Origin of the sequence: Hyphomicrobium sp. GJ21, from assembly GCF_001006785.1 — a bacterium.
Taxonomy (GTDB): domain Bacteria; phylum Pseudomonadota; class Alphaproteobacteria; order Rhizobiales; family Hyphomicrobiaceae; genus Hyphomicrobium_B.
Map to the genome: position 1 here is coordinate 839,160 of NZ_CDHO01000003.1, position 12,633 is coordinate 851,792.

Below are 12,633 nucleotides of genomic sequence, written 5' to 3' on the forward strand. Positions count from 1 at the left end.
CATGGCACTCGACCGTGGCCGGTATCAGCGCCGGCGTATCAGAAGCAGGATCACCGTCTGGCTGTGCTGGGCGGCGGCAGGCTTGGGCCTCGCGATCCTCGGCATCATCCTTGCGACGCTGCTCTACAAAGGCTTCGCCGGGCTCGGCATCAATGTCTTCACCGAGATGACCCCGCCGCCAGGCAGCGACGGCGGCCTTCTGAACGCCATCGTCGGCAGCCTCATCATGACGGTCATCGGCGTCCTGATCGGAACTCCGATCGGCATTCTCGCCGGCACCTACATGGCCGAATACGGACGCTACAGCAAAGTCACGTCGTTCGTGCGCTTCATCAACGACATTCTGCTGAGCGCGCCGTCGATCGTGACGGGCCTCTTCGTTTACGAATTGCTGGTGCGCCCGATGGGACACTTCTCGGCGATCGCCGGCTCTGCCGCCCTCGCCGCGCTCGTCATCCCGACGGTCGTCCGCACGACCGAGAACATGCTGCTGCTGGTTCCGAACACGCTCCGCGAAGCGTCGTCCGCTCTCGGTCTCCCGCAGTCGCTGGTCATTCGGAAAGTTGCCTATAAGGCGGCGCGCGCCGGCATGATCACGGGCGTGCTGCTCGCGATCGCCCGCATCAGCGGCGAAACCGCACCGCTGTTGTTCACATCGCTGAACAACCAGTTCTGGTCCACCAACCTCAATGCTCCGATTGCGAGCTTGCCGGTGGTCATCTTCCAATACGCTCTGAGCCCCTACGAAGATTGGCAGCGTCTCGCCTGGACAGGCGCGCTTCTGATCACAGTCGCGGTTCTGACAATGAGTATTCTCGCACGTTGGCTAGGTTCTTCGAGGTCCCCACAATGAATGTCATGTCCAAGGACGTGGACTCCGCGCTTACGGAAAAGATTTCCGTCCGCGATCTGAAGTTCTTCTACGGGTCGTCCCTGGCCCTGAAGTCGATCTCCATGCCGCTCTACGAGCGTGAGGTGACGGCGTTCATCGGACCGTCCGGTTGCGGCAAGTCCACACTGCTGCGCGTTCTCAATCGGATGTACGATCTCTATCCGAACCAGCGCGCCGAAGGCGAAGTCCTGTTCGATGGCGAGAACATTCTCAATCCGCGCCAGGACCTGAACCTTCTTCGCTCGCGCATCGGCATGGTGTTCCAGAAGCCGACGCCGTTCCCGATGTCGATCTATGAAAACATCGCCTTCGGCGTCCGCCTTTACGAGCGCTTGCCGAAATCCGAGATCGACGCCCGCGTCGAAAGCGCGCTCGAAAAAGCCGCTCTCTGGAAAGAAGTGAAGGACAAGCTGCACAGCAGCGGCCTGAGCCTTTCCGGCGGCCAACAGCAGCGCCTTTGCATCGCGCGCACCGTCGCGATCCGTCCTGAAGTCATTCTGTTCGACGAACCGTGCTCGGCGCTCGATCCGATCTCCACGGCACGCATCGAAGAATTGATCGATGAGTTGAAGAACGAGTTCACGATCGCGATCGTTACGCACAACATGCAGCAGGCGGCCCGCGTCTCGCAGAAAACCGCATTCATGTATCTCGGCGAACTGGTCGAGTTCGGCGATACGAAAAAGCTGTTCACCAATCCCACGGACACCCGGACGCAGGACTACATCACCGGCCGCTTCGGCTAGTGACCGCTTCCAGAGGCCAACGAATTTTAGGACCGACTTAGATGAACGAACACACCGTCAAGTCATACGAAGACGAACTGAAGCTGCTCGACCGCCGCATCGCCCAGATGGGCGGCTACGCAGAAAAGCTTCTCGTCCAGGCGATGGACGCCCTCGAACGCCGCGACCCGAACCTCGCCGAAACGGCTGTTTCGAGTGACGCGATGCTCGACCAGCTCGAGCGCGAGGTGCAGGAGCAGGTCATCCTGATGATCGCCCGCCGCCAGCCGCTCGCGAACGATCTTCGCCACATCATGACGGTCCTCAAGATCGCGGGCGACCTCGAGCGCATCGGCGACCTCGCCAAGAATATCGCCAAGCGCGCGCTGGCCGTTGCTTCCGAAGCCTATCCGAAGCCGTTGATGACCGGCATGCGCCACATGACGGAAATGGTGCAGGCTCAGCTGCGCGACGTTCTCGACGCGCTCGCCACCCTCGATGCCGATAAGGCGATGAAGGTCTGGCTGAGCGATGAGCAGGTCGACGCGATGTATAATTCGCTGTTCCGCGAGCTTCTGACCTACATGATGGAAGATCCGCGCAACATCGGCCTGTGCACGCATTTCCTGTTCGGCGCCAAGAACATCGAGCGCATCGGCGATCACACCACCAACATTGCCGAGAACATTCATTACCTCGTCCACGGCGTTCCGATCGCCGATGACCGTCCGAAGGGCGACCGCACGTCGTCGACCCTGATCACGCCTCGCGAATAATCGAAGGAACCAAGGCGTAATATCATGGCCGCCAAGATCATCGTCGTCGAAGACGAAGCACCGCTCGTTGAGCTTCTGAAGTACAATCTCCAATCCGAAGGCTACGACGTCGTGCACGCAGCCGACGGCGAGGAAGCCGAACTGCTCTTGGCGGAACAGAGCTACGACCTCGCGATTCTCGATTGGATGATTCCGAAAATCTCCGGCATCGAGTTGTGCCGGAGACTTCGCAATCGCACCGAGACGCAGAACCTGCCGATCATCCTACTGACGGCGCGCGGCGAGGAAGCCGACCGTGTGCGCGGACTGACGACCGGCGCCGACGACTATGTCACCAAGCCTTTCTCGGTTCAGGAGCTGATGGCGCGGATCAAGGCGCTTCTTCGCCGTGCCGCTCCCGAGCGCATGAGCGACATCCTCGTCTCCGGCGAAATCGTCATGGATCGCGGCGCCCACAAGGTCACCCGCGGCGCACGCGAAGTTCGCCTCGGCCCCACCGAATACCGGATGCTCGAAGTCTTCATGGAGAGCCCGCGCCGGGTACTCTCGCGAAATCAGCTTCTCGACCGCGTCTGGGGCCAGTCGTCCGAAGTCGACGAGCGCACGGTCGACGTCCACATCGGACGTTTGAGGAAATCGCTGATCCGCGGCAACGAAAGTGATCCGATCCGCACGGTTCGCGGCGCGGGTTACGTCTTCGACGGCCGCGAGGCCGAAGCGCCGGTCTGACGCCGCGCCGCCAGCAGCGTCAGCTTTCCGCGTCGAGGCAGCGCGCGATATTGCGCGCCAGCCCATGCATCAGATCGAAATAGAGATCGGGGCCAGGCGTCAGCATCAGCCCTTCGGCGTCGAGCGTTCCCGAACGCGCCTTTGTTGCTTCCGTCACAGCGCTGATGAGCTTCGGCTGGAAGTCCGGCTCGCTGAACACGCAGACGGCACCGAGCGAGACGATCTTGCGCCGAACTTCCGTCAGACGCCGCGCGCTTGGCGGAATGTCCGGGCTGACGGTGATCGAACCGACGGCGTTCAGCCCGTAGCGATGCTCGAAGTACTGCGTCGCATCGTGAAACACGATGAAGGGTTTATCCCGCGCGCGACTGAGCTCTGTCGTGATGTCCTGGTTCAACGCATCGAGACGCCGATCGAGCGCCGCGGCGTTGGCGGCGAGCCTGGCGGCATGCTCCGGATAACGCGCCGAAAGCGCATGCGTCACACTCGCCACGATCGCCTTGGCGTTGCGCGGATCGAGCCAGATATGACCGTCCTTGCCACCCTCCTCATCATCGTGACCGTCATGTGCTTTGACGTCCGCGTGCTCTTCGTCGATCGCGTGCATATGGACGTGCGGCTCGAACGTTCCGCCGCGCCGTTGATCCAGCAGCGTAATGCCAGGCGCGTCCGCGAGCGTCACCACGTTGACGCTCGGCGGCAGAGTTTCCACGATCTTATGCGTGAAGGGTTCCAGTCCGTCTGACGTACGGATGAAAATATCGGCATCGTTGATCGCGCGCGCCGTTGAGGGTCTGAGCGTAAACGTGTGCGGCGACGCCGCGCCGTCAACGAGCAGCACCGGCACGCCGACACCCGCCATGACCTCGCTGACAAGCGCATGGATCGGTTTGATGGTGACGACGACCTTCGGCGTCTCCGCGGCCGCTCCGGCGCCGGAAAAGACGGCTGCCAGCAGTATGAAGCCGGCTCCGACGCGCGCGGGACTGAATTTTGCCATCGAAACCCTGTCGAATGCTATAAACATCGTATAATATAACAAGCCGAATAAAACGCCCACAAGCCAAAACACGTGCACACCATCGGCTGATGATTGATCCCGGTGTCGCATTGTCGCCACGTTCGCAATGCGACGGTAAAGGGCGGCGCCGAAGCGTCGTCACGTTGCGGCAGGATACGAGGTCGGCGAGTGATTTTAAGCAATAAACGGATCAGCGTGCTTTTCGCTCTCGCAGCCTGGCTGATACTGCCGGCAGCGGCGTCGGCTCATCCGCATATGTGGATCACTTACGAGATGACCGTCGAATACGATAAGGGCATGGTCACCGGCGTCGACCATATCTGGTCGTTCGACGACGCTTACGCGGTCATGGCGCTCGAAGGTCTCGATACCAACAACGACGGCAAATACGATCAGGCAGAGCTTGAGCCGCTGTTGAAGGTCAACATGGATGGCCTCAAAGACTTCAACTATTTCACCGTCGCAAAGCTCGGCAGCGAGACGCTGCAGTTTTCACCACCCGAGAATGCCCGTCTCGAATACACGAACAAGGTTTTGAAGCTTCACTTCCACCTGTCGCTCGTGAAGCCCGTGTTCTCCGATGCACAGGGTCTGACGATCGCCGTTTTCGATCCGTCCTATTTCATCGCCTTCGAGCCGGAAGCGACCGATGCGGTGAAGCTCGCGGCCGCTCCCGCAGGATGCAGCGCGACGCTGATCGACCCCGAAGCTGAAAAGACCGACGCGCAATCGCAAAAGCTCGGCGACGCGATCGCGCAGCAGTTCGGCGGGGCCGCTATCGGATTTGGCTCCTACAAAACCGTGGCGCTCAACTGCAAGAAATCATAGTTGCCGAGGAAACCAGCGCGCCACGTCACGCTTATTCCTCTATGGCCGGACCACGAAAATCGCTGCCGTTTCATTTTGAGACAGCGATTAACTAGCTCTTTAATTTTTGCCGTCGCCCGGCCCGATTAGATTTAAATTTGAAGCATCGCGGTTCGTACAACGGATTACGCCATGCGCAGATTACTCGTTGGCTTTTTCTTTGCGCTCCTGATGAGCCTGCCTCTCGGAGCATCACGCGCCGACCTCGACATCGCCAGCACGCCGTCGAACGTCGATTTCGAATTGGTCGTCGTCGAAGCCGATGGCTGCATTTACTGCAGGCTCTTCAGACGCGACGTGCTTCCGGCCTACGAAGCCTCCAAGCAGGGCAAGGACGCGCCGGTGCGCTTCCTCGACGTCAACGACATCGAAACCGCCCGTCTCGATCTGAAGTCGACCGTCGATGTCGTCCCGACATTCGTGATTGTGAAGTCGCAGCATGAAGTCGGGCGGATCTCAGGATACATGGGGCCTGAGAACTTCTTTCATTCGATCAAGTATCTGATCGCCTCGGCGCCTTGAGCTTACACCGAGCGCGCATCCCGCAATTCGCTGCGAAGTGCTTGAGAGCGCACGATCTTTCCTCTATTTGACTAAACTGTCGCACCCCTGGTGGAACAGTCAGAAGGAAGGTCGATATGAGCGTCAATTATGCCGATGACATCAAGCGCTATCAGCCGAACGTCGACGAGAAAGCCGTTGCGGCGATCGTCAAGCACCTCGGCATCGCCCTGAAAAGCGCCGACGCATCGCTCGTCTCGTGCTCGAGCAAGGACGAACTCGCGACGGTGCGCGAAAGCTGGCTGAAGAAGAAGCTCGGCCTGACGGACGACGATGCCAAGCTCGACAAGGTCATCGCCGACGTTTGCGCGACGATGAAGGCGGAGACGCGCAAGAGCCGCGTCACGTTCTATTATCTCATCGCCGAAAAGACCGGCAAACTCGCCAGCCTCGCTGGGGCGTAATCACGTCCCCAGCGCACCGGCACAATGTAAAGAGAGCAGTGTCAGGCCGCGACGGCCTTGGCCTGCTCCGCCGTCTCCGCGATGTAGCTCATCGCCGCCTGAACGCCGCCTTTCTTGTAGGGCACGCCCGCCAACTCGAAGCCCATTTCGACGCCCGTCAACGCACCGAGAACCGTCAGCTCGTTGGTGTCGCCGAGATGGCCGATGCGGAACGCCTTGCCCGCAAGCCTGTTGAGGCCGGTGCCGAGCGACATGTTGAAATTGTCGAGCACGATTTTGCGGTAGGCGTCGGCGTTATGCCCTTCCGGCATGATCACGGTGGTCACCGCAGGCGAATAGTACTTGGCCTCGCGGCACTGCGTTTCGAAGCCCCAGGCGGCAACCGCCCGGCGCGTCGCTTCCGCAAGACGCTCGTGCCGTACGAACACGTTCTCGAGCCCTTCCTCGTGGATCATGTCGATCGCTTCGGCGAGGCCATAGAGCAGGCCGGTCGCCGGAGTGTACGGGAAGAAGCCGTTCGAATTGTTCGCCAGCATATCGCTCCACGAGAAATACGAGGTGCGAAGCCCGGCCTTTTTCGACGCCTCGAGCGCCTTGGCGCTGATGGCGGTGAACGACAGGCCCGGCGGCAGCATCATGCCCTTCTGCGAACCCGAAACCGTAACGTCGATTCCCCATTCGTCGTGCCGGAGATCGGCGCATACGAGACCGGAGATGCTGTCCGTCATCAGCAGCGCGGGATGCTGCAGGGCGTCGAGCGCCTTGCGCACTTCATCGACCCGCGTCAGGCAGCCCGTCGACGTTTCGTTATGCACGACGCAGACGGCCTTGATCTTGTGACCCTTGTCCGCCTTGAGCGCCTTTTCGATCAGGTTCGCGTCGGCGCCGATGCGCCAGTCGGTCGGAATGACTTCCGTTTCGAGTCCGAGCCGCGCAGCCATCGCTGCCCACAGCACGGCGAACTGACCCGTCTCGCACATCAACACCTTGTCGCCGGGCGACAGCGTATTGGTCAGCGCCGCTTCCCATGCGCCGGTGCCGGACGACGGATAGATGATGACGTGGCTCTGCGTCTTGAAAAGGCTTTTGATGCCCGAGAGCACACGGCGGCCGAGCTGCTGAAACTCAAGACCGCGATGATCGAGCATCTGACGCGACATGGCCGCCAAAACCCGTTCCGGAACGGGCGTCGGTCCAGGAATCTGCAAGAAATGTCTGCCGGGGCTGCGAGGCTCTCTCGTCATTGTCGTCCTCAAAAAAAGTGGGAATGCGTTGTTGGGTGTCCTAGTACGCCCGTCTGCCGGATACAATTGGCAGAAATGCCCAACTGGCCCCTGGCACGGCGCTTTTTGTCTCGGCTGGCTATAAGCCGCGAAAAAACGCTTCCTCTCACGCACAAGGCAAGAAGCCGGCCGCTACCTTGCAACTTTTCGAGCCCTGGCGCATCAAACGGCGACCTGGCGTCTACCGGTTTGTGGGGAAGCGGTGCACATGAACCATACACTTTTTGCAGCCCGTACGGCGAGCGAGGCGAAACGGCTGCTCGATTCAGGTCAGCTGACCTCCGAAGCTCTTGTTTCGTCTTGCCTTGCGCGAATATCGGACCGCGACGCTGCGGTCGGCGCCTGGACGACGGTCAATGCTCAGCAGGCGCTCGAAGCCGCACGCGCGAGCGACAAGCTGCGCGCCTCCGGTGCATCTCTGCCGCCGTTGTCCGGCATTCCCGTCGGCGTCAAGGACGTCATCGACACCAAGGACTTTCCGACCGAGTACGGCTCCGAAGTCTTTGCCGGACGTCAGCCCGATACGGATGCTGTCCTCGTGACGCAGCTGAAAGCGGCGGGCGCAATCGTTCTCGGCAAAACGGTCACGACCGAGCTTGCGTTCTTCGGGCCGGGCAAAACACGTAACCCGCACGATCCGGGGCGAACACCCGGCGGATCGTCGTCGGGCTCGGCTGCTGCCGTCGCCGATGGCCAAGTGCCGCTCGCGCTCGGAACGCAGACCGCTGGCTCGACGATCCGCCCGGCATCCTATTGCGGTGTGATCGGCTTCAAACCGACGTTCGGATACACCTCGCGCACGGGCGTGCTCGCGCAATCGGCGCCCCTTGATACGATCGGCGGCTACGCACGCTCGATCGAAGACATCGCGCTTCTGTTCGACGCCATGAGCGCGTTCGATGCGGGCGACACCGACATGCAGCCCGGCGAGAAACCGTCGCTCGTTGCCGCCCTCGCCGAACCCGGCCCACGCGTTCCGAGATTTGCCTTCATCAAAACGCCGGCATGGCCGCAGGCCGAACCCGCAACGCGCGCCGCGTTCGAAGACTTCGCCGGCAGCTTCGGAGCCCGCGCCGAGATCGTCGAAACGATTCTGCCGCCGGAATTCGAAGGCATTCTTCGCCTGCCGCAGATCGTGCAGTTCTACGACATCGCACGCAACTACGGCCCAATCGCCGACGCCAATCCGGATCGCATGTCCGGCAAACTGAAAGAAATCATCGCCGAGGGCCGCACGTTCTCATCCGCCGATTACGCCGCCGCCCGCGCCGATCAGGACAGCCTGTATGAAATCCTGAAGCCCGCGATCGCCGATTACGATGCGATCCTGACGCCCGCCGCCACGGGCCCCGCGCTGGTCGGCTTGAGCGGCACAGGAAGCCCGATGTTCAATGCGCTGTGGACGTACCTCGGCATGCCGTGCATCTCGCTGCCGCTGCTCGAAGTCGACGGCCTACCTGTCGGCGTTCAACTCGTCGGCGCTCGCGGCAACGATGCCCATCTCCTCCGCGTCGCCGACTGGATGATGACGGCGCACGCGCGCACCGCCTGACCTGCTGCGACGAGGCCATCACGGCCTCGCCGCTTCAGCCTTTCCCAACGTCATGCCCGCGCAGGCGGCCATCCACGGCAACACCGTGACTGGCTCCGAGCCAAAAACAAAAATGGCCGGGACATGCCCGGCCATTGCAGAAGCTCGAATGCGAAGCGATCAGGCCAGCTTGAACGGCATGTCCTTGCCCGCGAAAAACGCGTCGATGTTGTCGAGCGCTTCGAAGCCCATCTGATTGCGCGCTTCGATCGCGGCCGATCCCAAATGCGGGAACAGGAACGTGTTCGGCAGATCGTAATAGCCTTCGTTGATCTTCGGCTCGCCCGCGAAAACGTCGAGACCGGCATATCCGAGACGACCGGACTTCAGCGCCGCGATCATATCGTCGTCTTTCACGAGATCGCCACGCGCCGTGTTCACGACGATTGCGCCCTGCGGCAGCTTTTCGATCGTTTCCTTGTTGAAGAAGTAACGCGTCTCGGGCGTCGACGGCGCGTTGATCGAGAAGAACTGCGAGACTTTCAGCAGGCTGTCCAAGCTGTCGTGGTACGTCGCGTTATACTTCGCTTCGACCTCGGGCTTCGCGCGGTAGATATCGAAGTAATGAATGTTCATGTCGAAGCCGCGCGCGCGCTGCGCCAGTGCCTGGCCGATCTTACCGAAGCCGTAGATGCCGAGCGTCTTGCCGTCGAGACGCTGGCCAACGAGCTGCAGCGGCTGCCAGCCCGGCCACGACCGCGTGCGGATCATTTTCTCGCCTTCGGACGCACGGCGCGCCGAGCCGAGCAGAAGCAGCATCGCGATTTCAGCCGTTGCGACCGTGACGCCGTGCGGGGCGTTGCCGACCTTGATGCCGCGCGCCTTGCACGCTTCGAGATCGATATGATCGAAGCCGATCGAATACGTCGAGATGCACTTGATGTTGTCCGGGATCCTGTCGATGACGTCCTTGCGGCACTTCTCGTTCAGCGTGATCAACAGCGCGTCGACCGACTTCGCCGTCTCCAACAGTTCGTCGATGGTGATCTGCGGATTGTCGCCGTGCGCGATGACGTCGTAAGTGGCGCGCGCACGCTCCATGGCTGCTTCGGGAAGAGGCCAGGTAATCAGGATTTTCTTTTTGGACATCTGGGGAAGGGTCTCCGGCATTCGAACTTTAGTCGCATGATCCCGCTTGTGCCCGACCGGAGCGGGCCTGACAAGTCCGTCGGACGCTCGGAGTGCGCCGCGAACGCTCGATACGCAACCATTTCTTCATCACGTTTGCCGCAATCTATCCGGCTAAAGAGCCCCCTAGAGGCCCACGTTTCAGCCCGGTTCGGATCATGCGCTTTGTTGTCATCATTCTGGTGCTGCTCGCCAGCCTGAAAGTCTGGACGCAGGATCGCATGTATCGCTCTGTCGTCGGCGAAGCCCTGGTCGAGGCCTACCGCGATCGCGCCATCGAGGTTTGCCGCAAACAGACGGCGAAGACGGTCCCCGTCGCGTCGGCGCGCACGGTTGCGGACCTTTGGAGCGTCGCCTCGGCGGCCGAGATCACCCTCGGCGCATCCGACGTCAACGTCGCTCTCTGGGATACCGAGAACCCGCTCTGGCAGCAGCGCTTCCGCAACCCGCACCTCGTCCTGACCGGAACCAGAGATTCGAACGCCCACTGCGCCTATGACCTCCAGGCCGGCGTCGCGACGCTGTCCCCCTAAAGCCCCCTAATGCGTGCGAGCGCGCGCCGCCCAAGCGAACGAATTCGTTAACGGCGCGTTAATCATCACAAACGCCCTGTTCACTTTTGCCCGCGACAATCAGAGCGCGAATCACAGAGGCGTGTCGCTCGGGCTAGGAGCCAGCGCCTTTCGAATGGCGCGATCGCGCCGGATCGGCGCTGCAAACCTATGGATCAACAGCACCGGCAAATCGAACGGCAAGACGGCGACGAGGCGATCGCCGCGTTGATGCGCGTCGCCATCTACAAACGCGCGAAAGCCGTCGCGGCCTTTCCAATCGTCGTCGCACTCTGCGCTGCCGCCGTCGCGATGACGCTGCCGGTTCGTTACGACGCGACGGCCGTCATCCAGATCGATCCGCGACAGAAATCAAAACCGGCGACACCGGACACAACCGGTCACGAACTGAAACAGGAAACCATCGACGCCGAGGTCAGCGCAGTCACGTCCGCGCCGGTTCTTCGCACCGCCATCGATGTGCTGCATCTCGACAACGATCCCGAATTCACGCCGCGCGGTCCGTCATCATGGCTGTCGCGAACGCTCGGCTCCTCGCCCACCCAGGATATCGAGGCGGCCCTCGCGAGCCGACTGTCGGTCTCGCGAATGCGCAATACGCTGCTCGTCGGCATCCGCATGTCATCGGGCGATCCCACCAAGTCCGCCCGCATCGCCAACGCGGTCGCGGCGTCGTATCTGAAAGAATGGTCGGCGACGAAATCATCCGCCGAAACCGCCGCTACGATGCTGGGCCAAAGACTGAAAGACGACTTGGACGGAGACGGTATCGTCAGTCAGTCCGAGCGCGTTTTCGCGTCTTTTCTTGCGCAATACGCCCAGAATTCCGAAGTTCCGGGCCCGAGCATCGTGACCGCTGCCGTGCCTCCGCGCGAGGCAACGGCAGCGCGGCCTGCACGCACCGCCGCGATCGCGTTTGCAGTCGCGGCCCTTGCCGCTGCCGGCCTTGCCCTGTTGCTGGAGATCAGAACATCGACACGAGCTTCGCGCGTCAGATCCGCGTTCGCCTGCCCCCGAATGACCGCGCTGCCCATGATCGAAGCTCGCGACGCCACGTCGTCACGCGCCTGCCGTTTCGTCCTCGCTGAACCAGAGGGGGCCTATGCCGAAGCTGTGCGCGAAACCTGCCGCGAGCTCGAAAAGCGGCGCAGCGGCTCGCCATCGCGCCTGACGCTCGTTGTCTCGGCGCTTTCCGGAGAGGGCGCCGAATGCCTCGCCTCCAACATCGCCCATCAGTATGCCGTAGCCGGACATACCCCGCTGCTGATCGATGCCGACTTCCGCACCGCGACGTTGACCCAGCAGCTTGCCGGTAACAGCGCATCAGGGTTTCTGGACCGTATGGCAGGCCGCAAGCTGGTCGCAGGCGCCATACTCCGCGATTGCGCGACGGGGCTGCATTTTCTCCCGGCCTGCGGACCCTCGCCGATCCCGATCCCGGTGCGCGACATATTGAGGTCGAAAGCGTTCGCGGATGCGATCGCCGCGCTACGCAAGGACTTCGTCACCATCGTCATGGCAGCGCCGCCGCTGCTGAAAGCGGACGACGCCCGCATCCTTGCCGATCTGGCCGACGACATCGTGTTCGTGACCGCCTGGCAGAAGACGCCCAAGCGTGTCGCAAGGCAGGCCTTAAGCAAGATTGCCGGCTGTCAGGCGAAGATCGTAGGCGCCGCCTTGACCGATATAGCCGCGCGGGAAGATACGGCGATCATGAGCCTTTACGAGGTTCTCGCAGAGATGAAGGCGGTTGCGCCGCGCCGCATTTTCAAGGCGCATGCCGCCTGACGCCGCTGCGCGTGCAGGAGAAAATCGCGCAAAATCCGTTCGAATTCTAAGTTGCAGATAAGGCGCATGTGGCGCAGCCACTAGGAAACCGGACTTATTGCATCGGGAATTTTTCTCGATGCGACGCAGCAGCGGACGGCGCTGACCAGGCTCCCGCGACCTTTCTAAAAATCGTTCTAAAACAAGCAGTATCAAGCCTCTGATTGCGACATCACAGAGCGAATAGTTATGCAAATGATACTGGCAACCGACCGCCAAAATCGCTACACGCTTTTTGGCAACCATGCTCATTTTCG

General features: G+C 61.4%; 13 protein-coding genes. 10 read left to right on the forward strand and 3 right to left on the reverse strand.

All coding sequences use genetic code 11. The features are described 5' to 3' along the window. Position 1 precedes the first annotated feature (1 nt). The 4 genes from pstA to phoB are packed head-to-tail and all read left to right on the forward strand — an operon-like array spanning position 2 to position 3,122. The gene (gene pstA, locus HYPGJ_RS12320; RefSeq protein WP_046847416.1) at positions 2-853 is read left to right on the forward strand and encodes a phosphate ABC transporter permease PstA; all 852 of its coding nucleotides are present in this window, start codon (positions 2-4) and stop codon (positions 851-853) included. Beyond that, the gene (pstB, locus tag HYPGJ_RS12325) at positions 850-1,638 is read left to right on the forward strand and encodes a phosphate ABC transporter ATP-binding protein PstB (RefSeq protein WP_046847417.1); all 789 of its coding nucleotides are present in this window, start codon (positions 850-852) and stop codon (positions 1,636-1,638) included. The genes pstA and pstB overlap by 4 nt, the downstream gene beginning before the upstream one ends. Positions 1,639-1,679: 41 nt before the next feature. Further along, on the forward strand, positions 1,680-2,393 hold the full coding sequence (gene phoU / locus HYPGJ_RS12330) for a phosphate signaling complex protein PhoU (protein ID WP_046847418.1): 714 nt from the start codon (positions 1,680-1,682) through the stop codon (positions 2,391-2,393). Between the two features lie 24 nt (positions 2,394-2,417). Beyond that, on the forward strand, positions 2,418-3,122 hold the full coding sequence (gene phoB / locus HYPGJ_RS12335; protein WP_046847419.1) for a phosphate regulon transcriptional regulator PhoB: 705 nt from the start codon (positions 2,418-2,420) through the stop codon (positions 3,120-3,122). A 19-nt stretch (positions 3,123-3,141) separates the two neighbouring features. On the opposite strand, the gene HYPGJ_RS12340 is transcribed toward phoB, so the two are convergent. After that, positions 3,142-4,122, reverse strand: coding sequence for a zinc ABC transporter substrate-binding protein (locus tag HYPGJ_RS12340; RefSeq protein ID WP_046847420.1), 981 nt, complete (start codon positions 4,120-4,122; stop codon positions 3,142-3,144). Between the two features lie 189 nt (positions 4,123-4,311). On the opposite strand from HYPGJ_RS12340, the gene HYPGJ_RS12345 reads away from it, so the two are divergent. The 3 genes from HYPGJ_RS12345 to HYPGJ_RS12355 all read left to right on the forward strand — a co-directional run bounded on the left by HYPGJ_RS12345 (position 4,312) and on the right by HYPGJ_RS12355 (position 5,975). Continuing rightward, complete coding sequence (locus HYPGJ_RS12345; RefSeq protein WP_052750895.1) at positions 4,312-4,971, forward strand: DUF1007 family protein; 660 nt, start codon at positions 4,312-4,314, stop codon at positions 4,969-4,971. Positions 4,972-5,142: 171 nt separating this feature from the next. Beyond that, complete coding sequence (locus HYPGJ_RS12350) at positions 5,143-5,532, forward strand: thioredoxin fold domain-containing protein (protein WP_046847421.1); 390 nt, start codon at positions 5,143-5,145, stop codon at positions 5,530-5,532. A 116-nt stretch (positions 5,533-5,648) separates the two neighbouring features. Beyond that, complete coding sequence (locus HYPGJ_RS12355; RefSeq protein WP_046847422.1) at positions 5,649-5,975, forward strand: DUF2853 family protein; 327 nt, start codon at positions 5,649-5,651, stop codon at positions 5,973-5,975. Between the two features lie 41 nt (positions 5,976-6,016). Here the strand turns inward: HYPGJ_RS12355 and HYPGJ_RS12360 are convergent, their stop codons facing one another. Next, positions 6,017-7,219: an aminotransferase class V-fold PLP-dependent enzyme gene (locus tag HYPGJ_RS12360; RefSeq protein WP_046847423.1), complete on the reverse strand. Its 1,203-nt coding sequence runs from the start codon at positions 7,217-7,219 to the stop codon at positions 6,017-6,019. A gap of 247 nt (positions 7,220-7,466) precedes the next feature. On the opposite strand from HYPGJ_RS12360, the gene HYPGJ_RS12365 reads away from it, so the two are divergent. Beyond that, the gene (locus HYPGJ_RS12365; protein ID WP_046847424.1) at positions 7,467-8,810 is read left to right on the forward strand and encodes an amidase; all 1,344 of its coding nucleotides are present in this window, start codon (positions 7,467-7,469) and stop codon (positions 8,808-8,810) included. A gap of 159 nt (positions 8,811-8,969) precedes the next feature. Here HYPGJ_RS12365 and HYPGJ_RS12370 read toward each other — a convergent pair whose 3' ends face one another. Continuing rightward, complete coding sequence (locus tag HYPGJ_RS12370; RefSeq protein ID WP_046847425.1) at positions 8,970-9,938, reverse strand: D-glycerate dehydrogenase; 969 nt, start codon at positions 9,936-9,938, stop codon at positions 8,970-8,972. 197 nt (positions 9,939-10,135) lie between these two features. Here HYPGJ_RS12370 and HYPGJ_RS12375 point away from each other — a divergent pair, with 197 nt between their 5' ends. Together HYPGJ_RS12375 and HYPGJ_RS12380 are read left to right on the forward strand one after the other, a co-directional pair. Next, complete coding sequence (locus tag HYPGJ_RS12375; protein ID WP_046847426.1) at positions 10,136-10,510, forward strand: hypothetical protein; 375 nt, start codon at positions 10,136-10,138, stop codon at positions 10,508-10,510. 189 nt (positions 10,511-10,699) lie between these two features. Beyond that, positions 10,700-12,337, forward strand: coding sequence for a tyrosine-protein kinase domain-containing protein (locus tag HYPGJ_RS12380; protein ID WP_046847427.1), 1,638 nt, complete (start codon positions 10,700-10,702; stop codon positions 12,335-12,337). The last annotated feature ends 296 nt before the right edge of the window (positions 12,338-12,633 follow it).

Excerpts from the sequence above, each read along its gene's own strand:
- pstA (WP_046847416.1), top strand. The coding sequence starts at position 2 with ATGGCACTCGACCGTGGCCGGTATCAGCGCCGGCGTATCAGAAGCAGG.
- pstB (WP_046847417.1), top strand. The coding sequence starts at position 850 with ATGAATGTCATGTCCAAGGACGTGGACTCCGCGCTTACGGAAAAGATT.
- phoU (WP_046847418.1), top strand. The coding sequence starts at position 1,680 with ATGAACGAACACACCGTCAAGTCATACGAAGACGAACTGAAGCTGCTC.
- phoB (WP_046847419.1), top strand. The coding sequence starts at position 2,418 with ATGGCCGCCAAGATCATCGTCGTCGAAGACGAAGCACCGCTCGTTGAG.
- HYPGJ_RS12340 (WP_046847420.1), bottom strand. The coding sequence starts at position 4,122 with ATGGCAAAATTCAGTCCCGCGCGCGTCGGAGCCGGCTTCATACTGCTG.
- HYPGJ_RS12350 (WP_046847421.1), top strand. The coding sequence starts at position 5,143 with ATGCGCAGATTACTCGTTGGCTTTTTCTTTGCGCTCCTGATGAGCCTG.
- HYPGJ_RS12355 (WP_046847422.1), top strand. The coding sequence starts at position 5,649 with ATGAGCGTCAATTATGCCGATGACATCAAGCGCTATCAGCCGAACGTC.
- HYPGJ_RS12360 (WP_046847423.1), bottom strand. The coding sequence starts at position 7,219 with ATGACGAGAGAGCCTCGCAGCCCCGGCAGACATTTCTTGCAGATTCCT.
- HYPGJ_RS12365 (WP_046847424.1), top strand. The coding sequence starts at position 7,467 with ATGAACCATACACTTTTTGCAGCCCGTACGGCGAGCGAGGCGAAACGG.
- HYPGJ_RS12370 (WP_046847425.1), bottom strand. The coding sequence starts at position 9,938 with ATGTCCAAAAAGAAAATCCTGATTACCTGGCCTCTTCCCGAAGCAGCC.
- HYPGJ_RS12375 (WP_046847426.1), top strand. The coding sequence starts at position 10,136 with ATGCGCTTTGTTGTCATCATTCTGGTGCTGCTCGCCAGCCTGAAAGTC.
- HYPGJ_RS12380 (WP_046847427.1), top strand. The coding sequence starts at position 10,700 with ATGGATCAACAGCACCGGCAAATCGAACGGCAAGACGGCGACGAGGCG.